General features: G+C 71.3%; 22 protein-coding genes. 12 read left to right on the top strand and 10 right to left on the bottom strand.

Translation table 11 applies throughout. The annotated features are described in order from the left end of the window. Positions 1–81: 81 nt before the first annotated feature. From QBL25_RS17100 to QBL25_RS17065, 8 genes are all read right to left on the bottom strand, one after another. Entirely contained in the window at positions 82–504 is a 423-nt protein-coding gene (locus QBL25_RS17100) for a very short patch repair endonuclease (protein WP_409057903.1), read from the bottom strand. Positions 505–556: 52 nt separating this feature from the next. After that, complete coding sequence (locus QBL25_RS17095; RefSeq protein ID WP_409057902.1) at positions 557–1,624, bottom strand: DNA cytosine methyltransferase; 1,068 nt, start codon at positions 1,622–1,624, stop codon at positions 557–559. Positions 1,625–1,729: 105 nt separating this feature from the next. Then, entirely contained in the window at positions 1,730–3,592 is a 1,863-nt protein-coding gene (locus QBL25_RS17090; RefSeq protein ID WP_409057901.1) for a DUF6339 family protein, read from the bottom strand. A gap of 3 nt (positions 3,593–3,595) precedes the next feature. Next, entirely contained in the window at positions 3,596–4,492 is an 897-nt protein-coding gene (locus QBL25_RS17085) for a hypothetical protein (protein ID WP_409057900.1), read from the bottom strand. Beyond that, positions 4,489–6,447 carry a hypothetical protein gene (locus QBL25_RS17080; protein WP_409057899.1) on the bottom strand — a complete coding sequence of 653 codons (1,959 nt, stop codon included), beginning with the start codon at positions 6,445–6,447 and terminating at the stop codon, positions 4,489–4,491. The genes QBL25_RS17085 and QBL25_RS17080 overlap by 4 nt, the downstream gene beginning before the upstream one ends. Then, positions 6,444–7,484 (bottom strand): PD-(D/E)XK motif protein, encoded by a 1,041-nt coding sequence (locus QBL25_RS17075; protein ID WP_409057898.1) that lies wholly within the window; start codon positions 7,482–7,484, stop codon positions 6,444–6,446. The genes QBL25_RS17080 and QBL25_RS17075 overlap by 4 nt, the downstream gene beginning before the upstream one ends. Next, complete coding sequence (locus tag QBL25_RS17070; RefSeq protein WP_409057897.1) at positions 7,481–10,060, bottom strand: Z1 domain-containing protein; 2,580 nt, start codon at positions 10,058–10,060, stop codon at positions 7,481–7,483. The genes QBL25_RS17075 and QBL25_RS17070 overlap by 4 nt, the downstream gene beginning before the upstream one ends. 436 nt (positions 10,061–10,496) lie before the next feature. Further along, a complete protein-coding gene (locus QBL25_RS17065) occupies positions 10,497–11,516 on the bottom strand; it encodes an SEC-C metal-binding domain-containing protein (protein WP_409057896.1) in 1,020 nt (339 codons plus the stop codon). 159 nt (positions 11,517–11,675) lie between these two features. On the opposite strand from QBL25_RS17065, the gene QBL25_RS17060 reads away from it, so the two are divergent. The 4 genes from QBL25_RS17060 to QBL25_RS17045 all read left to right on the top strand — a co-directional run bounded on the left by QBL25_RS17060 (position 11,676) and on the right by QBL25_RS17045 (position 15,080). After that, the gene (locus tag QBL25_RS17060; RefSeq protein ID WP_409062680.1) at positions 11,676–12,527 is read left to right on the top strand and encodes a class E sortase; all 852 of its coding nucleotides are present in this window, start codon (positions 11,676–11,678) and stop codon (positions 12,525–12,527) included. Between the two features lie 215 nt (positions 12,528–12,742). After that, positions 12,743–13,063 carry a DUF6412 domain-containing protein gene (locus tag QBL25_RS17055; protein WP_409057895.1) on the top strand — a complete coding sequence of 107 codons (321 nt, stop codon included), beginning with the start codon at positions 12,743–12,745 and terminating at the stop codon, positions 13,061–13,063. 172 nt (positions 13,064–13,235) lie between these two features. Further along, positions 13,236–14,009: a YidC/Oxa1 family membrane protein insertase gene (locus QBL25_RS17050; protein WP_409062679.1), complete on the top strand. Its 774-nt coding sequence runs from the start codon at positions 13,236–13,238 to the stop codon at positions 14,007–14,009. 213 nt (positions 14,010–14,222) lie between these two features. Further along, positions 14,223–15,080 (top strand): fumarylacetoacetate hydrolase family protein, encoded by an 858-nt coding sequence (locus QBL25_RS17045; RefSeq protein ID WP_409057894.1) that lies wholly within the window; start codon positions 14,223–14,225, stop codon positions 15,078–15,080. A gap of 44 nt (positions 15,081–15,124) precedes the next feature. Here the strand turns inward: QBL25_RS17045 and QBL25_RS17040 are convergent, their stop codons facing one another. After that, on the bottom strand, positions 15,125–15,709 hold the full coding sequence (locus QBL25_RS17040; RefSeq protein WP_409057893.1) for a heme-degrading domain-containing protein: 585 nt from the start codon (positions 15,707–15,709) through the stop codon (positions 15,125–15,127). Continuing rightward, positions 15,706–16,788: a Gfo/Idh/MocA family oxidoreductase gene (locus QBL25_RS17035; protein ID WP_409057892.1), complete on the bottom strand. Its 1,083-nt coding sequence runs from the start codon at positions 16,786–16,788 to the stop codon at positions 15,706–15,708. The genes QBL25_RS17040 and QBL25_RS17035 overlap by 4 nt, the downstream gene beginning before the upstream one ends. 48 nt (positions 16,789–16,836) lie before the next feature. Here QBL25_RS17035 and QBL25_RS17030 point away from each other — a divergent pair, with 48 nt between their 5' ends. From QBL25_RS17030 to QBL25_RS16995, 8 genes are all read left to right on the top strand, one after another. Beyond that, complete coding sequence (locus QBL25_RS17030) at positions 16,837–18,225, top strand: ROK family protein (protein WP_409057891.1); 1,389 nt, start codon at positions 16,837–16,839, stop codon at positions 18,223–18,225. A gap of 148 nt (positions 18,226–18,373) precedes the next feature. Then, positions 18,374–19,249 carry a hypothetical protein gene (locus QBL25_RS17025; protein ID WP_409057890.1) on the top strand — a complete coding sequence of 292 codons (876 nt, stop codon included), beginning with the start codon at positions 18,374–18,376 and terminating at the stop codon, positions 19,247–19,249. Positions 19,250–19,364: 115 nt separating this feature from the next. Then, positions 19,365–20,174: a GntR family transcriptional regulator gene (locus tag QBL25_RS17020; protein ID WP_409057889.1), complete on the top strand. Its 810-nt coding sequence runs from the start codon at positions 19,365–19,367 to the stop codon at positions 20,172–20,174. A 132-nt stretch (positions 20,175–20,306) separates the two neighbouring features. Further along, entirely contained in the window at positions 20,307–21,431 is a 1,125-nt protein-coding gene (locus tag QBL25_RS17015; protein ID WP_409057888.1) for a TIGR03364 family FAD-dependent oxidoreductase, read from the top strand. A gap of 5 nt (positions 21,432–21,436) precedes the next feature. Beyond that, complete coding sequence (locus QBL25_RS17010; RefSeq protein ID WP_409057887.1) at positions 21,437–22,141, top strand: phosphonatase-like hydrolase; 705 nt, start codon at positions 21,437–21,439, stop codon at positions 22,139–22,141. Next, the gene (locus QBL25_RS17005) at positions 22,138–23,196 is read left to right on the top strand and encodes an ABC transporter ATP-binding protein (protein ID WP_409057886.1); all 1,059 of its coding nucleotides are present in this window, start codon (positions 22,138–22,140) and stop codon (positions 23,194–23,196) included. The genes QBL25_RS17010 and QBL25_RS17005 overlap by 4 nt, the downstream gene beginning before the upstream one ends. A 79-nt stretch (positions 23,197–23,275) precedes the next feature. Continuing rightward, complete coding sequence (locus QBL25_RS17000) at positions 23,276–24,229, top strand: 2-aminoethylphosphonate ABC transporter permease subunit (protein ID WP_409062678.1); 954 nt, start codon at positions 23,276–23,278, stop codon at positions 24,227–24,229. After that, a complete protein-coding gene (locus QBL25_RS16995; RefSeq protein WP_409057885.1) occupies positions 24,216–25,043 on the top strand; it encodes an ABC transporter permease in 828 nt (275 codons plus the stop codon). The genes QBL25_RS17000 and QBL25_RS16995 overlap by 14 nt, the downstream gene beginning before the upstream one ends. Positions 25,044–25,069: the final 26 nt, after the last annotated feature.

The following is a 25,069-nucleotide window of genomic DNA, read 5'->3' as shown; positions in this document are numbered from 1 at the left end:
GAGACCACCGCCGCCCACGGGGCGCTCACAGCGCAAAGGATTCTCCACGGGGCTCCGGTCGTGAGGTCGCTCGAAGGCCGTTCAAGGAAGTTCGGGCGGCGCGTCCTTCGGCTCCGGTCGGCGCCCGACTTCCTTCGCCGATCTGATCACCGCGGTTACTTGAGCGGCCACCTGCTCCGGCTTTTCGTGCGTGTAGAAACGGAGGACGGTCCAGCCGAGCGATTCGAGGTGGGCCGTCGTTCGCGTATCACGCAGGGCGTTCTTGTCGATTTTTTCCCGCCAGAACGCGGAGTTCGCCTTCGGATAAGTGGCGTGCTCCGGACAGCCGTGCCAGAAACAGCCGTCGATGAAGACGGCGACGCGAGGCCCGGGAAACGCGATGTCGATCGTGTTGCGGGCCATGCCGGGGACGCGCCGCTGGAGCCGGTAGCGGAGGCCGGCAGCGTGGAGCAGGCGGCGAACGACCACTTCCGGTTTGGTGTTCCTGGAGCGTTGCTTGCTCATGCGTGCGGAGACGGCGGCGGACGACGGGAGAGGACGTGGCACGGGCACGATCTCAGTGTGGGACGTTCGCGTCGGCGTCGTCACGGACCCGCGGGGACCAGTCGGCGAGCGTGCGCCATACGTCCTCGTCCGGGGCCGCGAGGCCGAGCGCGGCGCTGAGGACATGGATGCCGAGGCGGGGCGGAACGGCGTTGCCGATCTGCTGGGAGATGTCGCCGCCGGACCAGGGAAACCGCTGCGGGAAGGTCTGGAGCTGACCCGCTTCGCCCGTGCTCAGCCGGGGCAGGTCCCTCTCCGACGCGTCGTCCGTGACGATGCGGTTGCGGGAGACCTTGCCGGTCACCGTGGCCGCGGGTTCACAGGATCGACGCCTGCCGCGGAGCTTCGGATTGCCGCCGGTCCCGTAATTGGAGACGACTTGGAAGGGGCCGTTCCGCTCCGTCAGCACATCCTCCATGGCCACCCAACTCCGGCGCACGAAATCGTCCGTCGGGCGGGGGGCTCCCTTGCGATAGCGCTGATGCGTGGGGGCGGGGAGGGCCGCCGTGTGCCCGTCGCGTCGGGCGACGAGGATCGCGCGGCGGCGGGTCTGCGGGACACCGAATTCCTCGGTGTGCAGGATGCCGTGGGCCACCGAGTAGCCCTCGAGGGCGAGGGCTGCACCGTACGCCTCCCAGACGGGAAGGGCGGCGGGTACCTGTTCGAGCACGATGGCGTCGTACGGGCGGAGCTCGTCGTTGTCGATGGCGCTCAGTGCCCAGCGCAAGGGCTCCAGGACGAGCCCCGTGCGTTCGTCGTCCATGTCGGCGAGGTCCGCGTCGATGTTGGCGCGTGCGTCGCGGTCGACGAGACGCTGCACGAACTTCAACACGTCGTCCAAGGCGCGGCGACCGGCCCCGCTCCCCGCGACGGTGAAGCTCTGGCAGGGCGGGCCCCCGGCGAGGACGTTCGCCTCGGGGAAGTCCTCGGGACCGTAACTGCGCACGTCACCGTGGATCGTGTGGAGTCCTGCCGCGGCACGGGTCGCGACGGCGTTCGCGTCCCATTCGAGCCCCGTCGAGGGGATGCCCAGGACCGTCGCGGCCATGTCCAGCCCGCCGGGGCCGGCGAAAAGGTCCACGATGTGGAAATCCACAGGTGGGAGCTGGTGAGGCAGAGCGACGGTCATGGTGAGCGAGTTTATAGGTGTTGGAGGAGGCGGGGGAGCCGGTGGAGGGCCGTGACGTCACGCCGCCGACAGCGCGGCGCGGATCGCGCGTCCCAGGGCCTCACCGACCGGGGGCGGGGAGGCGTGACCGACCTGGCGATAACGGGCGGTCTTGCGTCCCGCGAAGTCCCAGTCCTTGGGAAAGCCCTGCAGCAGAGCGGCCTGCTCGACGGTGATCGCCATCATGCCGTCGCGCCCGAGAGCCGGATTCCACACGAAGTCGGGGTCCGGCACTTCGTTCGCGACGGTGCCGCCGTCCACTCCGAGGCGGGCCCAGGCCCGTTTGGAGCCGGTCGGCCCCAGGTCGGCACCACCACGTTCCCAGGAACCGCCGACGAGGGTGGGAGCGACCTCGGTGGCCAGTGCCGCCCACTCGGCGGCGCCCGGCCAGCCGCGGGCGGCCATGGACGGCCCGAGAGCCTGGCCGACGGTGGCCGCGGGCTCGGGAGAGCGGGGCGGGACCTGGAACGCCTTGGCCGCACTGGTGCTCGCGAAGGCGACGAGGATGCCTTGCTTCCGGAACTGAGGCACGCCGTGGTGGGCGGCATTGAGGACGAACCAGAACGGGGTGTAGCCGTTCGCGGAGAGCTCCTGCCGCACGTGGTTCCGGAGGGGCTCGTATGTCTCGCTCGTGATCAGATCCGGCACGTTTTCGATCAGCAGGGCACGGGGTCGCAGGACCCGGGTGAGATCGAGGGTGGCACGGAAGACCGCCAGTTCGTGGTCGTTGCCGCGTTCGCGGGAGACGGCGGCAGCCGCCTTCACGCGCGGCAGACCGCCGGAGATCAGGTCGAGCCCCAGCAGGGCCGGCTCCTGGGCGAGCGACTCCGGAACCAGCGTGCTCAGATCCTCCTCGCGCAGGCTCCAGTCGGGCCGGTTGAGGCGCAGGGTGTCCAGGGTGACGGGGCGATTGTCGATCAGGAGGACGGGGTCGAATCCCGCCTGCTCCAGACCCAGCGCGAGGCCGCCGGCCCCCGCGCACAGCTCCAGGGAGGTCAGCCGACGGTTCGGTGACGCGGGCGCGTGCGTCACTGCGGGGCCCGGGGCGAAGGTCGGCGCGGGCTCGGGTATCGCCACCGGTTCGCGAGAGGTCGTCGCAGCGGTGTCCGGGGAGGGCTGCGGCGGTTCGTCCGTCTGCAGGGCGGCCACGGATTCCTCGGCCACCGCGCGTAGTTCGGCCTGTAGCTCGGTGTCGTCCAACGCCTCGAAGATGACGAAGGGAGCGAGTCTGAGCAGTCGTTTGAGGAAGTCCCGCAGCACCGCGCGCTCGGTGAGGCCGTGCAGGTCGACGGCCGCCCATGCGTGGAGGATGTTGCGCACGAGATGAGGACTGCCGCCGAGGGACTTGCGGCGGGCGTAGATCTGGTCGAAGGCCGCCTCCCCGAGGATGTCGAGCGCCGCGTACGGCTCGGGAGCCGTGGGGTCACGGACGAGGTGCGCGCGCCACCACAGGCGACCGAAAACGTGCCTGGTGAGGTCGCTGGCCACCACGCGGTCGCCCGGGGGCCGGGGGTAGCGCCAGTAAGCGACGTCGGGAAGCAGGGTCAGTGCGAGAAAGGCCCAGACGTCGCCGGACGCGGCTTCGGCCGGCATCAGGTCCATCGTGCCGTGCAGGAGCGCCGCCAGATCGAGGTCGAAGGCGGCCCGCGCCGCGCGAGAGGACTCCTCGGGGAAGCCCGCGCGTGCGGCGGCAGCCAGGACGAGGGTCCGCAGGTCGCGCAGCTGTGACTCCGTGACCCGGTCACCGCCGGTGGCGACATAGACCGCGGACTCATGGCGATAGGCGACGTGCTCGGCCAGCTCGGAAGGGGGCATCTCCTTGTACCGCTCGTGAAGCGGCTTGGCCTGTCCGGCCAGGAGGCGGGGGTAGAGAAGAGCCATGGATCACGCTTCCTGGAGGATGCGGGTCGCGGCCTGCAGTTCGGAGGCGAACAGGCTCGGTGAGTTCTGGCGGAGCTGGCGAAGGTCTTGGACGGTACGGCCGGGAAAGAGCCGGTTGAAGAGGTTGACGAGGGTGGCGCCGAGGGAATCCTCGGTGAACTCCGCGTCGTCGACGAACTCCTCTTTGAGGAGGGCGTGTTCCACCATGATCCGGGCGCAGTCGGAATACACCATCGAGAGGACGACACGATCCACCGGGCCCGGCTTGGCGGCATGCGCGAAGGCGGCGGACACCTCGGTGGCCTTCTCGTTGACCAGCAGGAGCATGGAGCCCATCGCCGCCGCGTTGAGGTCCGAGCCGAGTTGCAGGTGCCAGGCCGCACCCTGCCGGAACGAGGTGTGGGCGAAGTCGATCACCGTCATCGGGAAGAGCGGTGCATCGCCCTGGAGCCGCAGCGCCGCCGTGTCGTCCCAGAGCAGTGACCCGGCCCGGCGTGGCGCGAAGGGGCCGGACGATCCTGCCGCGCGCGAGAGAACGAGCACCGTTTCCAGGGAGAGGACACCGCCGAGTTGGGCGCCCGGCAGGACGGCGTGGAGGGTCACGGCGCGCACGTCGTCGCCGGTGAGCGGCACCCGCTGCACGGGGCCGCGAAGATTGGAGCCGGAGGCGGTCCAGACGGCGGCAAGGGTGAGGACCGCGCCGTCGGAGAGGCCCGCACCCGCGCGGGCCGCCGGCAGATCGACGCGCACGGTACGACTCAGCTCGACGTCCATGCGGTAGTCCCAGAAATCCAGGGACTCCGGGAGGTCGACGGTGGCACCGTCGAGGACGAGTTGCCACGGCTCGGCCCGGACACAGGAGGCGGCGGGCGAGCGATAGGGAAGGGCGAGTCTGCTCACGACGCGGTCACCGCCTGGGTCTTTACGGTGATCTCCGTGATGGTGTCCGGGGCCGGACGCACGACGGCGCGCCAGACGGTGTCGTCTCCACCCTCGATGACGAAGGTGGGCGTGGTGTGGAGCGTGCCGCCCGCGTCCTCCCAGCCGACGAGGCCGGGCATGGCGGCGCCCGCAGGAGGGTCGGTCTCGCGATTGCCGGTGCCGGGGAGGGCCACCGCCAACTCCACCCGCACACGCTGCAAGAGCGCCACGGGCAGAGTGAATGCCTGCACGAGGACGGGGTGGCCGAACCGTTCTTCGTACGCGGTCTCGCCCGCGTATTTCACGCGTGGACGAAGGGCACGGGCCGTACCGTCGCCGTCAGAGTGCGCGGCTTCGGCGGGATGAGCGGCTCGGCCACCTCGGCGCGAGCCCGCGCGGGCGCGTGCGGCGGAGGGTTCCTCGTCGTCGTCCGGCGCCGCTTTGGCGCGGCCCGTGGAAGGGGTGCCGTAGTCCGTGGCGCCGCCGGTTCCCCAGGCGCCGCCGACGAGCGGGGAGAATCGGGCGCTGGCCGCGCCCAGGGCCACGTTCGCCGATCCCTCACGGGCGGACCCGCCCAACTGGAGCAGTTCGTCGACCGCCTCCTTGAGGCGCGTGAAGGTGGTGCGGACGAAGGTCCGGTCCTGGCCTTCCAGACGCTGGTGGTTCCAGGCGTCGTGCGTCGGGGGCTCGGCCTCGGCGTAGGTGGCGTCCATGTCTTCGGTGGCGCGGAAGACACCGGCGTACGACAGCAGTTCGGCACCGGTCTCGCGTCCCTGCCAGTACGTGACCACCAGCTCGGCGGGGCGCATCAGGGCCACGTGGTGCACGGATCGCTCGACCTGCACCATCTCCATGGCCCGGCGTGCGGCGGGGGAGGGGTCGAGCGGGATGACCGGGCGCTGGACGAGCCCGAGCCGTCCCAACCGTCTGACGGGCTTCTGGCACGACAGGGTGCGGCCCTCTTCCGTGGCCAACTGGCGGTAGGCGTCCACGAAGAGGTTGAGCGGGGACGTGGTGCGCGGGTCCGGGACCGGAAAGTCCCGCCCCTCGCAGGTGACGGAGAACCGCATGGGCAGGGTCCCGTCGGCACGTTCGAGCATCTTCGGCCACAGGTGCCAGGCCACGGTCTCGGCCAGGTAGGCGGCGGCCTCCTTGGGCTCCAGGCCGTCGAGCTGAGGGTCGAGGATGACGACGCTCGTACCGGTCTCCTCCGCGCCGAACGGCACGAGGCCCAGTTGGCGGGCTGTTTCCTCGGCGTCGGCGCCGACAAGAGGGTCGATCACGTCGCCCGAGGCGTCACCCCACCAGTGCCGACCGGTGTAACGGCACTCGTCGCCCCGCGCGTCCCTGTCGCGATAGCTGTGCCACAGGGCGCAGCCGATCAGGCGGGTCTCCAGCTCTCCCCGGTCGTTGCGGCAGCGGGTGTGGACGAGCACCGTGCCGAGGCTGGAGAGGAGATAGAAGATGGCCTTGCCGAACCCGTACGTGCCGCCGCCGAGCCTGGTGTCGCGGGGCTCGCCCACGTTCCGCACGAAGGCGACGAAGTCCTGTCGGTCCTTGGCGATCTCGTGGGCGCGGACGGGGCCGCCGAGGCCGTTCGTGCCCCGGTCGGAGATCGTCATGATCCGGATGCCGGCGCGCAGAGCCCCGCGCAGGGCGAGATGGTCGTTCGGGGGAGCTCCGTTCATCAGGAGCCTGCGCCAGGAATCGGCGTACGAGGGGCCGACGTATCCCAGGTCGATGCCGAAGCGGACCGGCCCGTCCTGCCGCGGGTCTTTGGCGTCCCAACTGTTCTGGGCGGCCTCCCGCACGAGAATGGTGAGCAGGTCCAACTCGGGGCGGCCGAGTTGGTTGCGGATGCCCTCGGCCGCGCTCGCGCCTTCCGGCGGGTACGGCTGGGAGTACCACTGAGGTTCCGTGCGCGCGTCGGTCACGTGCTCTCCCCGAGCATGGCGGCCAAATGCCTCTCCACCCGGGTCATCGGGAGGGGGCCGGGCGGTGTCCCGGTGAGGTCCACCGTGTACTCGACGTCCGTCACGTTGCCGGGCACCTCGGCGACGGCCAGATCGGCCGGCGTGAGGCGGGGGAAGCCCGCGGTCACCGCGTACCAACGTTCCTCGCGCACGAGGAATCGGGTCGCGCGATAGCGCTCCGTGTCGACGGTGTGGTAGCCGACCTCGGCGAGGAGACCGAGCAGCGTGCCCTCGTCGTCGCACAACCGCAGAGCCCGCTCCACCAAGTCCACCACGCTCGTCCCCTCACCCCCCTCGGGAGCGTGCTCGACGCGCAGGCAGACGAGTTGGAGGGAGCCGCCCTCCGGCGCTTCCAGTTGCCGCAAGCCATGGACGCGTATGCGCAGTGCGTCACCGGTCGTGGTCTTGACCTCGACTGCTTCGGTTCCGGAGGTGAAGTCGTGCGGGTTGCCGCTCGGTCCTGCCCACAGCCTGTGAGCACTGGGATTTTCGGCCAGGAGTCGCAGCAGTATGCGCAGTTCGCCGAACAGCCCGGCGAGTTGTACGGGGCCCAGCGTGCCGTGTGCGCGGAACAAGGCCCGCCAGCGATCCAGGACCCGGTGCAAGGCCTTGAGGGTCTGCGGCGAGGCAGGTGTCCGCTCGTCCTCGCCGAGCCGGGAGATCTCCCGCAGGACGTTTTCGCCGAGTCCGGTGAACACGTCGTCGAGTTCGTGGCGCAGGCAGCTGAGGTCGGCGTAGTACTGGTAGACCTCCTCGTCCTCCAGGGGGCGTTTGCGCAGGTGCAGGACCTGGCCGTCCCGGATCTCGCGGACGTGTTGATTACCGGCGATGGGTACCAGCAGATGGCGATGACCCTCGTGGTCGACTGCCGCGAGGACGGGGCCGCGTGACGTGCTGACGGACAGCGGTGCGGTTCGGAGCCGGTTGTCCGCGGAAACGGGAGCGATCAGGAGGTCCCGCCAACTCTCCTCCAACGCCTGCCGAAACATGTCGCTCATGCGGCGTCCTCACCTTCGAGGGTGCGCAGGTCCTCGTCGTCGTTGTCCTCCAGCCTGATGCCGGAGAGGTCGGCCGAGATGTAGCTGCCGTCCCACTTGACCTGGCTGTCCTTCGGCCCGAACTCGGGGAACACCAGTCCGACACCGATCACGTGGTCCTCGGCGGCGAGCGGCTCACGGGACTTCTTGCGGTGCTCGGAAGGGGAGGAGTCCTTGTCGATCGGATACAGCACGATCAGACCCGTGTCCGGGAGTTGTTCGCGGCGCATCCGCATGAGTTCGACTTCCTCGAGACCATGGCGGGCGTCCGCCAGGTCGACGGCGGCGTCGGCCCGGCTCATCAGGGTCTTGATGTCGGCGAAGTCCGGTTCGTTCGTGAGGTTGTGGAGCCGGGCACGGGTGATGCGGCCCACGGCGACGTCCGGGGCGAAGGTGAACTCCTTGGTGGTGTCTCCCGCGCGGTTGCCGATGACCGCGACGTTCCAGCGTTGCAGGGAGCCCTCCCTGACACGCCGCTGAATGTAGGCGGAGATCAACTTGGAGTCGCACTCCTGGGAGTTCTCGTGGAAGCGGTACCGGCTCAGGAAGTCCAGCACGTCGGTATGGGGGACCCCGTGCAGGACATGCCGACCGTCGCGCGGACGCGAGTCCCGCGTGACCGCCGCCGCGACGGCACGACGCACCAGATCGCGGGCGGCCTCCTGGTTGTCCACGAGCCAGTCGGCGCGGGTGTGGAAGTAGCGGGTCTGGATCCGACGCCCGCCGTACGCCGCGCTCGCCCTGATCGCGGACTGCATCTTTGCCGCCGCCGTCACCCGCAGCACCGGGTGGGTGCGCACCCGGACCGCGAACGTCTGCGGCGTCTCGTTCTCGTGGAGATAGACGTCGATGTCGCGCCGCATGTCGGCTTCGACCGTGGCGAGGTGGCGGAAAGAGGCGTGGAGGTCGTCCGTCATCCAAACGCGCGGAAGATCGGCGTACCCGTGCCGGAATCCGAACCAACGACCCATCTGGAGCAGGGTGTCGTACGCCGAGGCCGCGCGCACGAAATACGTGACGGCGAGGCCTTCCAGGGTGAGGCCACGGGAGAACTTGTTGCCGCCCACGGCGATGGCGACCACGGGACCGTTGTCGTAGTCGAGGGTGTCTTCGCTGTCGGAGTTGTCCATGATGATCCGGCAGTCGCCGATGACACCCGGCAGCTCCTTCAGGAGCGTGTCGAAGGGAACCTTCGTCTCCTGGAAGTCCTCGGCGGGCACTCGCGCGGTCTCGTCGTCCCACAGGTCCCGCAGCCGCCGCAGGGCCTCGGGATCGTCCAGATGGTCCAGGGCGTGCGCGCGAAGCTTCCTGAGCGGTTCACGGAAGCTGTTGTGGACCTGGATGCGCATGCTGGTGTGGATCAGCATGGTGGCGTGCTTGTTGCCCTTGCCGCGGGCGCGACGGGCCGCGGTGGTGAGCCAGAAATAGTGGACGGCGTCTTCGAGGGTGTCGGTGATTTCGGGCGTGAAGCCGTCGGCGTCCAGCCTCGTCGCGGGGGTGACCAGGGGGACGTCCTCGGCGGGGACGCTGCGGATCATGTCGTGACCGTCGTCCACGTCCTCGGGGTCCTCGCCGTCGAGGGCGTATCTGCCGAAGAGTACTTCCGTGCCGAAGTGCGCCTTCGGTTGCGGCAGATTGACGATGAAGTCGCTCGGATAAAGGTCCTTCGCCGCGGGGTCGATGAGGACGTTGGCGAAGGGCGTCGCGGTGTATCCGACGTACGCGGCCTTCGGCAGAGTGTCGAGAATGCGAAGGATCAAAGGGTTGATCGAGGCGGTGGCGACGCTGGCTTGGTCGGCCTCGTCGTCGATCACCAGCGCGGGGGCCTGCTGGAGGTAGTCGGAAGCCGACTCCAGCCAGCGTGCGAACTTGCGGAGCACGGTGGCGTTCTTCTTCACCACGCACAGGACGTGGGTGCGGTTGCTGCCGCCGAAGAAGGAAGCGGCGTTCTCGGTCGGCACGAAATCGTGTTCGAGGCCGGTGATTTGGGTCCAAGCCGTCGGGTTCGACTCCACCAGCTGCTGGGCGAGACGAGCCTGGGTCTGGCGGCGCAGGCCGTTGTGGATCCCGGCGAGCACGATGAAGAGCTTGTAGCCGCGATCCGCTGCCTTGGCCATCACCGACGTGAAGTTGGTGGTCTTGCCGGACTGCACGTAGCCGACCACCAGCCCACGTGTGGAGAAGTCGGGTTCCTTGGGGTGGTTGAGCAGCGAGACGACCCGGGTCGAGGCCGCGTCGAGGTCCTCGATCGCGTCCGAGGCCCAGCCCGACTTCTCCAACTCGCGCTGGATCGCGGGCCACGCGCGGTCGTTCTCCCGAGGTCCGGTGTACCAGGTCTCCCGGTTGCCGTTGACGGCCACCCGGGGCTCCTCCATCTCCTTGATCGCGAGCAGCTGCTGTTCGTGGAACTCACGGATCTGCTGGATTCGCGCGTCTCCGACGCCCAGGATCTCCAGCTTCTTCACCGCTTCCGCGGGCGTGCTGGTGTCGAGGAGATCACGGAAGACGCCGTAGATCTGGTCGAGTTCGCTGCTCACTTGCTCTCCTCACCGGGCCGCGCGTGGCGCCGGTCCCCCGAGTGCTTGTCGCCTCACCGAAGTTGGTGGAGCCGTGTTCAGAGTCCGGGGAAAGCGCGCTCGGCGCTTGTCCGGGGGTGCAAACCGGCCGGATACACCGGCGGAGTTGTGCGCCCGAGGCAGACGAAGCCATCGAGGGGGGAGGCTTGGGTGCTGCCGTTGGAGCCTTCGCGGCGCCGGACGGCGGAGGGCGCGTCAAGCATGGCTGTCGTGTTCCTTTGGAGCGTGGGACTGCCCTACGGAAGCAGGAAACAACGCCTCGGCGGTCCCTTTTTTCCACTTCAACGATATCGCACAGGCGTTTTATATGGGGTGTGAGTGTGGAAATGGGGGCCAAGTCGCCGCTCGACAACCCCACGACCACCAAGTGTGGAGATCCCGCCGCGAGGCCGCACCGCTACGCCCCTCCGTGGCACTCCCCGTAAGTGCGTCCCGAGCCGCACCAGCAAGTTGCGCCGGCCTCCGGGGGCCAGCCCGCCGCGCGGCCTCGGGCTGCCAGGGTTGTGGCGTATTGGGGGAGCAGGGATGCGTCCGTCGGGGGTGTGCCTTCTGAGGCTGCGAAGGCTTCGTAGGACGGGACCGTGCCCGTGACGATGCCCAGGTTCGGGGTGCCTGACGCGGCCAGTTCCCGCAGGGATTCCTCTATCGTCGCCAAGTGGGCCTCGTGGGACGGGTATTCCGATTCCAGGCTCGGGTACGCCGTCAGGAGTTCTTCCAGTTCCGTCGACGGCCAGTGCAGGACCGCCACCGGGAACGGGCGGGACAGCGCCTCACGGTACGAGCCCAACTCCGCCTGGATGCGGGAGATTTCCGCGCGGAGTTCCGCCGGGTTGTCCGAGCCCAGGGACCAGATGCGTTTCGGGTCGTGCAGTTCGTCCAGGGGGACGGGGGACGCCGAGACCTCGTCCGCCAGCGCGTCCCACGCGTCGTGGTCCGCTCCCAGCAAGCGCCGCACCCGGTGGCGGCCGAACAGCAGCGGGCGCTGTTCGTAGGTCGGCGTGCCTCCGCCGCCCGTAGGGGGGAGCAAGAGTTCCAGCGCCTCCGTGTACGTCTCCTGCGCCTGGGCCAGCTCGTCGTGGGACTCCAGCGACTCCGCCACGATCACCCACGGGGCCGGGTCGCGCGGCGCCGCCGCCCGTACGCCGTCGATGATCGCCCTGGCCTCCGCCTCGTGGCCGTACTCCCAGAGGTTCGAGGCCTTCAGGGCCCGTACGAGGGTCGGGGCCGACGCCGGTTGCGGGGCGTCCGGGGCCAGCAGGCGGTCGTAGAGGGCGGTCGCACGGTCGCGTTCGCCCGCCAGCTCCAGGTGGGCCGCGGCCTGGAGGAGGAGGTGCTCGGTGTCCTCGGGGTACAGGCCGGCGGTCCGTTCGAGGCGCTCGGCTTCGGCGATGTGGTCGGCAGGCGTGTCGGGGCGCATACGGGACACCGTACTGCCGAGTGGGGGCGTTACAGGAGGGTTGTCGTGCGGATACGCGCGGACCGGGGGGCGCGGCGGGGGTACGGCGTCAGTGCTTCGCCATGGCTAGTTGGCGGGCCTGGGCCTATCGTGCGGGCGGCCGGGAGAGAGGTGGTGGCCGTGCGCGAACGGGTTCCCGTGGTCGAGCAGGGGCGCAGGGCGCGGAGGGGTCCCTTGGCGCGGGCCTTGTGGGGTGGCGCCGAGGCCGCCGTCACCTGCGGGCTCGTACTGCTGCTCCTCGTCGTCCACCAGCTCTGGTGGACCAACCGCCAGGCCCGCGAGGGCGCCGAGCGCAAGGTCCAGGCCCTGGAGCGGGAGTGGGGGAGCCCATGGGGGAGCCCAAGGGGGAGCCCACTCTCTGGCTCAAGGTCCGGTTCCACCTCCGGATCCAATTCCGGTTCCGGTGCCACCTCCGGTTCCGGCACTAGCTCCGGCTCCAGTTCCAGTTCCGGCTCCGGCGAACAATCTGGCCGCGGCTCCGGCTCCCACGCCCTGGCAGCCTCCGCCCCCGCCCCCCGCTGGGACCAGGCCTATGCCGTCCTCCGCATGCCGCGCATCGGCATCCGGGTGCCCGTCGCCGAAGGGATCAGCAAGAGCGGCGTACTCAACAAGGGATACGTCGGGCACTATCCGCGCACCGCCCAGCCCGGCCAGGGCGGGAACTTCGCGCTCGCCGGGCACCGCAACACCCATGGCGAGCCCTTCCGGCGCATCAATCGGCTGCGGGACGGGGACGAGCTCGTCGTCGAGACCAAGCGGGCCGTCTACACGTACGTCGTCGACAAGACCCTCGCCCAGACCTCCGCCCGCGACGGCGGCGTCATCCGGCCCGTCCCCCGCAGCGACGTCCGCACCGGGCACGGGTACAGCACCCCCGGCTACTACATCACCCTCACCACCTGCACCCCCGAGTACACCTCCAAGTACCGGCTCGTCGTCTGGGGCAAGCTGCAATCGATGCGGCCCCGGTGAGGCGCCCGCGGTGACCGCCCCCGGTGAAGTCCACTTGAGGTCCGCGTCCACGTGAGGCCCGTCTCGTCCGGCCCTAGGGGTCGAGGCCGTCCCGAGCGATCCTGTATAACGGCAGTACGTGGGCCGTACATTGGCCACGAAGATCGCGTGGAACACGTAGAACACGAAGATCATGTAGAAGTGGCAGAGGACAGAGAGAGGGGGCCGCCGCCGCGATGCACGACGTCATCCGCAGCTGGAAAGCCGCCCTCCGGCCCACCGGGCTTCTGCTCTTCCTCCTCGTCGAGGTCGTCCTCCTCGACGCGGGCAGCCTCACCGCCGCCGTCGCGCTCGCCGCGACCGCCGCCGCGGGCTCCGCGCTCGCCCTCTGCTCCCTGATCGCCGCGCGCTGCGCGCCCGCCGTGCCCCGCACCAGGGTGCGTACGGCCATGCGCGACCGCGAGAAGCGCACGGCCTTCCTGCCGCAGCGCGACCCCGACGCCTCCGGGCGCAGGCGCCCCCGAGCACCGGGCCGTCTCGTCACGACGGCCGCGTAGGGCGCGGCAGGGCGCGACAGACAGCCCCTGCCTCCCTGCCCACCTGAGGCGCTCCTCCGCCTGCTCCGCCATCGGAGGCGCTTCTCCGCGCCCCCTCGCGGGCCGTCACGCCGACATCAGCTTCTTTCCTCGGCACGACGAGACCCCCGGAGGGCCTCCCATGTTCGGTTTCCTGTCCGACTTCATGTCCTTGTTCGCCGATCTGGTCGGCTCCCTCGCCGACCTGCTCGAACCCGTCTTCCACGGCTCCGCGGCGGCCGCCGCCATCGTGCTGTTCACAGCCTGTGTACGCCTCCTCGTCCACCCCTTGTCACGGGCGTCGGCCCGTGGCCAGAAGGCGCGCGCCAAGCTCTCGCCGCAGATCGCCGAGCTGCGCAAGAAGCACGCCAAAAACCCCGAGAAGCTCCAGAAGGCGGTCCTGGAGCTGCACCGGGCGGAGAAGGTCTCGCCGCTCTCCGGATGCCTGCCCAGCATGTTCCAGCTGCCGGCGTTCTTCCTGCTCTACCACCTGTTCTCGAACTCCAGCATCGGCGGCGAGGCCAACGCCCTGCTCGGCCACCAGCTCTTCGCCGCGCCCCTCGGCGGCCGCTGGGCCGACGCGCTCGGCGACGGCGGGGTCTTCGGGGCGCAGGGCCTGGTCTACCTCGGACTCTTCGCGATCGTGGCCGCCGTGGCGACCTTCAACTTCCGGCGTACGAAGACGCAGATGGCCGCGACCGCCGCCGCCTCGCCCGCGGGGGACGCCGGGCAGCAGGTGCCGGGCATGGGGGCGATGACCAAGGTGATGCCGTTCATGTCGTTCATGACCCTGTTCACCGTCGCCTTCGTGCCGCTCGCCGCCGCGCTGTACGTGGTCACCAGTACGACCTGGAGCGCGGTCGAGCGCGCGGTGCTCTACCGGGACATGCCGTACGGCCCCGGCGCGCTGGCGGCGTCCGCCACCTGACTACGGCAGGCGGATACCGCCGCCGGTTCCGTTGCGGCTATCCCTGCGAGGCCATCCCTGTACGGCTACGGCTATCGCTACCGCTCGGTAATGGTCCGGTCCGTGAACAGGGTCTTGCGGAGTGGACCGCGAGCTTGGAGGATCGGCCAAACCTCCGATGGCCGCACCCCTTCTCGGAGGTGAGTGGGCGCGCTCGACCAAGGGAGATTGACCATGAAGCTGCTGCGAGTCGGTACGACGGGGGCCGAGCGCCCGGCGCTGCTCGACGCCCGGGGCGCGCTGCGGGACCTGTCAGGGATCGTCACGGACATCGACGGGGCGCTGCTCGCCGACGCGGGCGCCCTCGACCGCGTACGGGCCGCCGCCGATTCGGGTGAGCTGCCCGAGCTCGACGCGCAGGGGCTGCGGGTCGGGCCGCCGGTGGGCCGGATCGGCAAGGTCGTCTGTATCGGGCTGAACTACCACGATCACGCGGCCGAGACCGGGGCCACGCCGCCCACCGAGCCCGTCATCTTCTTCAAGGCCGCGGACACGGTGGTCGGACCCGAAGACACCGTGCTGGTACCGCGCAAATCGGTCAAGACGGACTGGGAGGTCGAGCTCGCGATCGTCATCGGCCGCACGGCCCGATACCTGGAGTCCGACGAGGCGGCGCTCGCGCACGTCGCCGGGTACGCGGTGTCGCACGACGTGTCGGAGCGCGAGTTCCAGATCGAGCGCGGCGGCACGTGGGACAAGGGCAAGAACTGCGAGACGTTCAACCCGCTGGGTCCCTGGCTGGTGACGGCGGACGAGGTCCCCGACCCGCAGGCGCTGTCCCTCAAGCTCTGGGTCAACGGCGAGCTGAAGCAGGACGGCACCACCGCCCAGCAGATCTTCCCCGTGGCCGAAGTGGTGCGTTACGTCAGCCAGTTCATGACCCTCTACCCCGGCGACGTCATCAACACCGGTACGCCGGCGGGCGTGGCCATGGGCCAGCCGGAGCCGAAGCCGTATCTGCGGGCCGGTGACGTGGTGGAGCTGGAGATCGAGGGGCTCGGCCGGCAGCGGCAGGAACTGAAGCAGGCGTAGCGCCTGGCGGGGACCGTTCGGCGCCCCGCCCCGGGGGTGCCCTCTTACGCAGAGGGCGCCCCCGCCTGCACGAACCGCGCCAAGGCCTCCACCACCATCGCGTGGTCCGCTGCCTGGGGGAGGCCCGACACGACCACCGTGCCGATGACTCCCGCGCCTCGCACCGCGATCGGGAACGCGCCGCCGTGGGCCGCGTACACGTCCGGGTCCAGGCGCGAGGACTCCTCGAACGTCGTCCCCTTGGCGCGGAACCGCGTGCCGACCAGGAACGACGAGCAGCCGTAGCGCTCGACGACGCGGCGCTTGCGGGCGATCCAGGCGTCGTTGTCCGGGGTCGATCCTGGCAGCGCCGCGTGGAAGAGCTGCTGGCCGCCGCGGGTGATGTCGATGGCCACCGGGGCCCGGCGCTCGCGGGCCAGGTCGACCAGGAGATTCCCGAGCGCCCAGGCGTCCTCGTACGTGAAGTGGGGGAGGACCAGGCGCAGTTCCTGAGCCTCTAGCTCCTCGACCGTCAGCGGCGCGGGGCTCGATGAGGGAGCCGATGCGGGATTCTGCGCGGGACTCGATGGGAGAGCCGATGCGGCAGTCGGCGCGGGACCCGGTTCGGGAGCCGATGCGGAGGTCGTCATACGGTCACCGACACACCGTCGCGGGCCGAGCGGCGGGCCGCCTCCAGGACGTCGAGAGCCGACGCCGCCTCGTGCGCGGAGACCGGGTTCTCGCCCGTGCCGCGGAGCGCGGCGGCCACGGCCGCGTAGTACGCGGGGTAGTCGCCCGGCAGCGTCTTGACCGGGGTGCCGCCGCCGGTCAGCGGGGACTCGCCGGAGCCGACACGGCCCCACATGCATTCGAGTTCCTCGCCCCAACTGCCCTCGGTCGCCGGGCGCTTGCCGTCGCGCAGGGCGGCTTCCTGCGGGTCGAGGCCGTACTTCACATAACCCGCCACCGAGCCGAGGGCGCGGAAGCGCGGGCCGAGCTGGGCGGTGGTGGCGCTCACGTACAGGTGGGAGCGGACGCCGTTCTCGTGCGTGATCGCGATGAACGTGTCGTCGTCGGCCTCGGCGCCCGGGCGGCGGACGTCCGACTCGGCGTACACGGACTTCGCGGGGCCGAAGAGGACGAGGGCCTGGTCAACCACGTGGGACCCGAGGTCGTAGAGCAGACCTCCGATCTCTTCCGGGTTTCCGGACTCGCGCCAGCCGCCCTTGGGCTGCGGACGCCACCGCTCGAAGCGGGACTCGAAGCGCCACACGTCGCCGAGTTCGCCGTCGGCCACGAGCTTTTGGAGCGTACGGAAGTCGTTGTCCCAGCGGCGGTTCTGGAAGACGGAGAGGAGCAGGCCGCGGTCGTCGGCGAGGGCGGCGAGCTCGCGTGCCTCGGCCGCGGTGCCCGCGATCGGCTTGTCCACGACGACCGGCAGACCCGCCTTGAGGGCGGCGGTCGCGAGCGCGACGTGCGTCTTGTTCGGGGAGGCGATCACCACCAGGTCGAGCTCGTCCGCGCGGGCCCAGAGCTCGTCGGCCGATGCGGCGAAGTTCAGCCCGTCACCGAACTCGGCGCGGGCCTGAGCCTGCCGCTCGGGGTTCGAGGTGACGACCGTGTCGAGGACGAGGCCCTCGGTGGCGGCGATCAGCGGGGCGTGGAAGACGGAGCCCGCGAGGCCGTATCCGATGAGGGCGACGCGTAGAGGGGAGCCGGTACCAGTCATGCGTTCCACTTAAGCAACGGTGTTGCCAAAGCGCAAGCGCGAGCGACAATGGGGGGTGTGAACAGGACTGATGCGGGCGTGGGTGTGGGCGCGGAGCGGGCTGCCGGAGGTGGCGGCGGCGCCGCCGTGGGCGGCAGGACGGGCGCCGGGGTGAACCTCCCGGCGCTGCGCGGGCACAACGCAGCCCTCGTGCTCGATCTGCTGCGCGCGGCGGGGCAGGCCGGCATAAGCCGCCTCGAACTGGCCGAGCGCACGGGGCTCACGCCGCAGGCCGTCAGCAAGATCACCGCGCGGTTGCGTACGGAGGGACTCGCGGCGGAGGCGGGCCGGCGCGCGTCCACGGGAGGCAAGCCGCGGACGCTGCTGCGGCTGGTCCCGGACGCGGGGCACGCGATCGGCCTCCATCTGGACCGCGACGAGCTGACCGCGGTCCTGGCCGACCTGACGGGCCACGTGGTCGCGGAACGCCGGGCACCGCTGGACTTCGCCGCCGGTGCGGATGCGGTGGTGGACGCGGCGGTGGGGGTGGTGCGGGGGTTGGCCCCGGCCGCCATGGGGCTGCGGGGCGGCGCGCCGGACACCTCAGGGGTTGCCCCTGACGCCTCGGCGGTTACGGAGCCCCCGGAGCCCCCGGAGCCCCCGGCAACCCCGAAAGCTCCGCAAGCCCCGGCTCCCGCCCCCGCCACTCCCGCCACTCCCACCCCACCCGCCTCCCCCTCCGGGCCAGGCCTTCTCGGGGTGGGGATCGCGCTGCCGGGCCCGCTCGACCACGTCGAGGGCGTGCTGCACCGCGTGACCGGTTTCCCCGCGTGGGACGGCTTCCCGCTGCGGGACGCGCTCGCGCGGCGGCTGGGGCTGCCCGTGGTCGTGGACAAGGACACGAACGCGGCGGCGCTGGGCCTCGCGCTGGGCGGGGTGGCGGAGTCCTTCGCGTATCTGCACCTGGGGACGGGGCTCGGCGCGGGCCTGGTGCTGGGCGGGAGCCTCTACCGGGGCGCGCGCACCGGGGCGGGCGAGTTCGGCCACCAGGTGATCCAGCTGGACGGCCCGCCGTGCGGATGCGGTGACCGGGGCTGCGTCGAGGCGCTGTGCCTGGCGGCGGTCGGGCGGGGCGACCTGGCCGAGGCGGCGCGGGTCCTGGGGGTGGGCGCGGGGAACCTCGTCAGCCTGCTGGACATCGACCTCGTCCTGCTCGGCGGCCGAGCGGTCCTGGCCGACGAGGACCGCTTCGTACGAGGTGTCGGCGAGGTGGTCACCGCCCGCGCGCGCCGAGGCGGCGAGGCGGAGATCCCGGTGGCCGTCGCGCAGGGCGGCGACCGCATCGTGGCGGAGGGCGCGGCCCAGTTGGTGCTGGCCCCGCTCTTCGGCCGGGCGAACGTGGCGTTCCCGGCGGGGCGGGAACAGGGGCGCGGGGCGAATAAACCGAAAGTCGGCTGATAGGGGGGACTTGCGGGGTCCAGTCGGCCGTACCGGGGCGGGGCGTGGGCCGGGGGCCGGGAGGGCGTGGCAGTCTCGCGGGCCATGGTCCCCGTCATATCGGCCCCAGCTTCCGCTCCCGCCCCTCCGCGTTCAGCAAAGGCCCCTCATGCGACTGCGCCGCCCGCTCGCCTCCGGCATCACCGTCGTTGCCGCCGCTCTCGCGCCCGGGGCGGCGGCTGCCGCGGAGGGACCGCCCAGGGGTGAACCGGCGGCAGCGGTCGTCGCGCGGCCGGTCGCCGCACAGCCCCCCACCTGTTCCGACCCCGCCTCCGACGACTTCCCCATCGGGACGCGGATCCGGGGCGGCCCCGCCACCTACGAGGCCGGCGGCGGCTACCGCACCTGGTCCGTCGAGCTGGCCAACACCACCCGCGGGGCCTGCGGGAACATCCACCCCGTCGTCGTCATCGTCGACAAGGAGCGCGAGCTGCGGCCCCGGGACGTCCAGTTGGAGTTCCGCGACGGCAAGCGGTGGCGGCCCGTGACGTTCGAGCGGACCGACCGCGACGAGAACGTCGGCGTCTTCGACGACGGATTCCCCGGGTTCACGGTCGGGGCGGGGCGGACCCTCACCGTCAAGGTGCGCCTCTCCTTCACCTCCGGGGCCCGCTCCGAGCACGCCGTCATCTCCGCCGCCGTCGTCCAGCGCCGCGCTGACGACGGTGACTGGGTGGGCGAGTCCGAGGACTACCCCTTCGACATCGAGGTCGACGCGGACTCCGACACGGGTGAACCCGACCCCGAACGGGACGGCGGGGGAGACGGGGGCCGGGAAAGTACCGGTCCGGACGGTGACGCCGGCACCGGCGAGAGCGGCGGGGACCGGCGCACCGAAGCCGGTGGGCCCTCCGGCGCCCATGAACTCGCCGCCACCGGCCCCCGCGCCCTCCTGGAGGTGAGCGCCGTGGCCGGTGCGCTGTTCGCCGGGGGCTGGGCCCTCCTCGTGGGGGCCCGGCGGCTGCGGGCCGCACGCAGGCGCTGAGCCCCGCGCGGCTCCCGGGAGCCCTCGCCATCCCCTGCCGTGCACCTGCCTGTTCACGTACGCCTGGGAACATCCCCTCCCCTGCCTGTTCACGTACGTCTGGGAACATCCCCGCGTGGACAACCCGAACCCCCCGAGCGCGCCGCACCCCTCGCACCCGCCCGCCCACCTGCTCGACCAGGCCCCCGGCGCCCCCATCCGCTCCGGCATCCCCGAGCACGGGCGCATCCCGAAGTACTACGCGGTCAAGGCCAAGATCGCCGCCCTGATAGAGGAGTTGGGGGACGGGCACACGCTCCCGACCGAGCGGGACCTCGCCCTGCGGTACGAAGTCGCCCGCGAGACCGTGCGGCAGGCGTTGCGCGAGCTGCTGCTCGAAGGGCGTCTGCGCAGGCAGGGGCGCGGCACGGTCGTCGCGGGCCCGAAGCTGGAGCAGCCGCTGTCCCTCGCGAGCTACACCGAAGGCGTACGGCGGCAGGGGCGCACCCCCGGGCGCCACCTCATCTCCCTCGACCGCTTCCCCGCCCCCGGAGCCCTCGCCGCCGAGATCGGGGCCGGACAGGGGGAGCCCGTCTGGCACATGGAGCGTGTGCTGCTCGCCGACGACGAGCGGGTGGGGCTCGAAAGCACCTACGTCAGCGTGGCCCGAGTCCCGGACCTGGACCGGGAGTTCGAGCCCGACTCCTCCTTCTACGCCTACCTGCGCGACCGCCTCGGCATCTCCTTCGGCGACGCCGACGAGCGCATCGAGACCGTCCTCGCCACACCCCGCGAGGCCCTGCTGATCGGCACCCCTCCCGCGCTGCCCATGCTCCTGATCCACCGCGTCTCCCGCGACACCGCCGGGCGCCCCCTGGAGCGGGTCCGCACCCTCTACCGGGGCGACCGGTTCTCCTTCACCACCCACCTGGGCGGCGGCTCCTGACGCACCGGCCGCCCGTTTCGAAGGCTTCGGTAACGGGAACATAACGGGTCTAGTCCAAGCTTGGGTGGCAGTTCACCGTCCCGTTGCCATCAGGACCACGGCGGGTCACCCACCCCCACGAGCGTTGCCGCCGTGAGAGTCATCGTCGTAGGAGCCGGCGTGGTGGGAACCATGCACGCCTGGCACGCAGTGGAACGCGGCCACGAGGTCGTACAGATCGAGCGCGAGAGCGAGGCCCGTGGAGCCTCGCTGCGCAACTTCGGGCAGATATGGGTGAGCGGTCGTGCCGGGGGCGAGGAGCTGGACACCGCCCTGCGGGCCCGCGAGCTGTGGGAGGAGATAGGCGCGCGGGTGGAGGGCATCGGCTTCCGGGCCAACGGCTCCCTCACCCTCGTGCGCACCGAGCGCGAACGCGCGGTCGCCGAAGCCGCCTTGGCCCGTCCCGACGCGGCGGCCCGCGGCTACAAGCTGCTCGACGCCGCCGAGGCCCGCGCCCTCAACCCGGCCCTGCGCGGCGAGTTCACCGCCGGGCTGTGGTGTGAGCGGGACGCCGCCGTGGAGCCGCGCGTGGCCCAGCTCCGGCTGCGGGAAGCGCTGCGGGCCTCGCCCCGCTACACCTTCCTGCCCGGCCGCGAGGTCCGCGAGGTGGTCGGCGAGAGCGCGGTGCGGGACGACCACGGCGACGTCCACACCGGTGACGTCGTCGTCCTCGCCACCGGCGCCTGGCTCGGCGGCCTCGTCCGCGAGCTGGCCGGGCCCGAGCTGCCCGTGCGCCGCGTGCGGCTCCAGATGATGCAGACGGAGCCCCTCGGCGAGGCGCTCACCACTTCCGTGGCCGACGCGGACAGCTTCCGCTACTACCCGGCGTACAGGTCGCAGGCCCTCGACGCGCTCAACGCCGGGCAGGCGCAGACGCCGACCGCCGCCGAGCACAAGATGCAGCTGCTCATGGTCCAGCGCGCGGACGGCGGCCTGACCATCGGCGACACCCACGAGTACGAGCACCCCTTCGCCTTCGACACCCTCGAAGACCCCTACGACCACCTGACCGAGGTCGTCGAAGGCTTCCTCGGCCGCCCGCTGCCGAAGATCAGGCGGCGCTGGGCCGGGGTGTACGCGCAGTGCGTCGACACGGCCCGCGTCGTGCACCGCCAGCAGGTCCGCGCGGGCGTGTGGCTGGTCACCGGGCCCGGCGGGCGCGGCATGACGTGTTCGCCCGCGATCGCGGAGAAGACCGCCGACGAGTTGGGATGGTGAGGGACATGCAGGCGCACCCGCGCACGCGACGGGGGCTCGTGGTCCTCGACATGGCGGGCACGACCGTCGCGGACGGAGGCCTCGTCGAGCAGGCCTTCGCCGCCGCCGCACTGGAACTCGGCGTCGAGCCGGGCTCCGCCGACCACGCCGGGAAGCTGGACTACGTACGCGCCACCATGGGCGAGTCCAAGATCTCCGTCTTCCGGCACCTCTTCGGGGACGAGACGCTCGCCCAGCGGGCCAACGTGGCCTTCGAGAAGGCGTACGGGGAGCTCGTCGACGGCGGCCGGATCGCGCCGATCCCCGGCGCCCGCGAGGCCGTGGAGGAGCTGCGGGCCGACGGACGGACCGTGGTGCTCACCACCGGGTTCGCGCGCGTCACGCAGGACACCATCCTCGACGCGCTGGGCTGGCGCGACCTGGTCGAGCTGACCCTGTGCCCCGCCGACGTGGGCGGGCGTGGGCGGCCGTACCCGGACATGGTGCTCGGCGCCTTCCTGCGGACCGGGGCGGTGGACGGGGTGTCGGAGGTCGCGGTCGCGGGCGACACGGCGTACGACATGCTCAGCGGCGTACGTTCCGGTGCCTCGGTCGTCGCCGGCGTGCTGACGGGGGCGCACGACGGTGAGGCGCTGCGCGGCGCGGGAGCCACGCACGTCCTCGGGTCCGTCGCCGAACTGCCCGCTCTGCTCCGGGGCGTCGAGGAATGAGCAGCGGCATCCGCTTCGACCGCGTGTCGGTCGCCTACGGCAAGAACACCGTGCTCGACTCGCTCGACCTGACCGTCGAGCCCGGCGAGGTGATGGCCCTGCTCGGCCCGTCCGGCTCGGGCAAGACGACCGCGCTGCGGGCCGTCGCCGGGTTCGTGCGGCCGGTGTCCGGGCGGGTGTTCATCGGGGAGCGCGACGTCACCGGCCTGCCGCCGCACCAGCGGGGGATCGGGATGGTCGTCCAGCAGTACGCGCTCTTCCCGCACATGCGGGTCGAGGACAACGTCGCCTTCGGCATGAAGGCGCGGAAGACCGCCAAGTCCGAGATCCCGGGGCGGGTCGCCGAGGCCCTGGAGATGACGGGGATGGCCTCGTACGCCAAGCGGTTTCCCCGGGAGCTCTCCGGCGGGCAGCAGCAGCGGGTCGCCATCGCGAGGGCGCTGGCCATCCGGCCGGGGGTGCTGCTGCTCGACGAGCCGCTGTCCGCGCTCGACGCGCAGCTGCGGTCGGGGATGCTGGGTGAACTGGCCCGGCTGCACATGGAGTTGCCGGACGTCTCCATCCTGTACGTCACCCACGACCAGGTGGAGGCGCTGACCCTGGCGGACCGCATCGCCGTCATGGACCGGGCCCGGCTGCGGGACTGCGGGACTCCGCAGGAGCTGTACCGGGCGCCCCGGACCGAGTTCACGGCGTCCTTCGTGGGGAACGCGAATCTGCTGCCGGTGCGGGTGGGGGCGGGGGCGGGTGTCGTCTCCTTCGGCGGCTCCGACCTGAAGGTCTCCACGGAGGGTGTCACTCCGGGGGCCACCGCCACCTTGTGCGTCCGGCCGCATCTCGTCGGCCTGGGGGAGGGGCCCAACCCCCTGACCGGGCGGGTCGCCGAGGTGCAGTGGCGGGGGGCCACCCACCGGCTGTACGTCGACGTCGCCGGGCAGCGGGTGAAGGCGGACCTGCGGGAGCTGCGGATCCCGCCGGGTGTCGGTGACGAGGTCACGCTGCACTTCGCCCCCGAGGACGCGGTGCTGCTGGGGGGTGGGGTGAGCGATGCCTAGCCCTGGTGACCGCCTCGACGGACGCGCACCGGCGGTGGGGGCCGTGCCCCCGGCCGTGCCCACCGCCGTGCCCCCGGCCGTGCCCACCGCCGCGCCCACCGCCGTGCCCACCCAGGCTCTCCACTCCGCTGGAGCAGGGGAGACCCCGATCGCCCTGCCGAACGCCGGCCCGCGGCAGGAGGGGCCGGGCGGCGGTCCGGCGCTCAGGAAGCGGCAGGTGCCCGCCCTCGTCTGGGCGCTGCCCCCCGTCGTGGCCCTCGCGGTCTTCTTCCTCTACCCCCTCGCCCTCGTCGTCCAGCAGTCCGTGCGGCCCGACAACGGGGGGACCTCGCTTCAGCCCTACTCCGACGTCTTCGCCTCCGAGGCGTTCCGGGAGGCGCTCGGGACCACCGTGTGGCTGGCCGCCGGGGCCACGGTCGGGTGTCTCGTGCTCGGGTTCGCCCTGGCGCTGGTCATCGCGTTCGTGCCGTTCCCGGGAGGCAAGGCCGTCGCCCGGTTCATCGACGTCTTCCTCTCCTTCCCGTCCTTCCTCATCACTCTCGCCCTCCTCTTCGTCTACGGCACCAAGGGCATGGCCAACGGCCTGTGGACGGACGCCACGGGAGCGGCGGAGGGACCCTTCCAGTTCCTCACCACCCCCTGGGGCGTGCTCCTCGCGGAGATCACCTACTTCACGCCCTTCGTGATGCGCCCCCTGCTCGCCGCGTTCTCGCAGATCGACACCGCGCAGCTGGAAGTGGCGTCGAGCCTCGGCGCGAAGCCCGGCCGCATCGTCCGGCGGGTCATCCTGCCCGAGGCGCTGCCCGCCCTCGCCGCGGGCGGCAGCCTCGTACTCGTCATGTGCCTGAACGAATTCGGGATCGTGCTCTTCACCGGCGCCAAGGGGGTCACGACCCTCCCCATGCTCGTCTACGGCAAAGCCATCCTCGAATCCGACTACCCGGCGGCCTGCGTCGTCGCCGTGGTCAACATCGTGATCTCCGTGGGCCTCTACGGCCTCTACCGGGTGGTGAGCCGTCGTGTTGGTGCATAGCCGCAAGGGGAAGTGGGCGACCTGGGCCCTGTTCCTCGTCCTCTTCCTGCCGCTCTTCGCGCTGCCGCTGCTCGTGATCCTGGCGGCCTCGTTCTCCTCGCACTGGTCCGGTGCGTTCCCTTCCGGATTCACCACCGGGCACTACGCGGCCGCCACCCGCGGGGAGTCGTTCGAGGCGCTCACCACCAGCCTGGTCACCGCCGTCGGCGCCAGCCTGCTCGCGCTGGCCGTCGGCTCCTGGGCCGCGCTCGCCGCGGCCTCGCTGAAGCAGGCGGACGGGGGCACTCCCAGGCTCTCCAAGCTCGCGGGGAGGGTCCTCGACACCCTCTTCATGCTGCCGGTCGCCGTGCCGTCCGTCGTCGTCGGGCTCGCGGTCCTCGTCGCGTTCAGCAAACCGCCGATGATCCTCAACGGCACCCGCTGGATCGTGATCCTGGCGCACACCATTCTTGTCACGGCGTTCGCCCACCAGTCGGTTTCGGCTGCCATCGTCCGACTCGACCCGGCGTACGCACAGGCCGCCGCATCGCTCGGTGCCCGGCCCTCGTACGTCCTGTGGAAGGTGAAGCTGCCGCTCCTGCTGCCGTCGCTCAACGCGGCCGCGGGCCTGTGCTTCGCGCTCTCCATGGGCGAGCTGAGCGCCACGATGATGCTCTACCCGCCGGACTGGATGCCGCTCCCCGTGCGGATCTACGCGGCCACCGACCGCGGCTCCCTCTTCACCGGTGCCGCCGTCGCGGTGGTCCTGATGGGGGCGACGCTGCTCGTCCTCTTCGCCGTCTCGCGCATCCGCACCCGCGCCTCCTACCGCTGAACTCACCCCCGTCCCACGGTTCTTCA

It is taken from the genome of Streptomyces sp. SYP-A7185 (assembly GCF_046103685.1).
Classification (GTDB): Bacteria; Actinomycetota; Actinomycetes; order Streptomycetales; family Streptomycetaceae; genus Streptomyces.
This window is presented reverse-complemented; position numbering and strand designations above follow the sequence as displayed.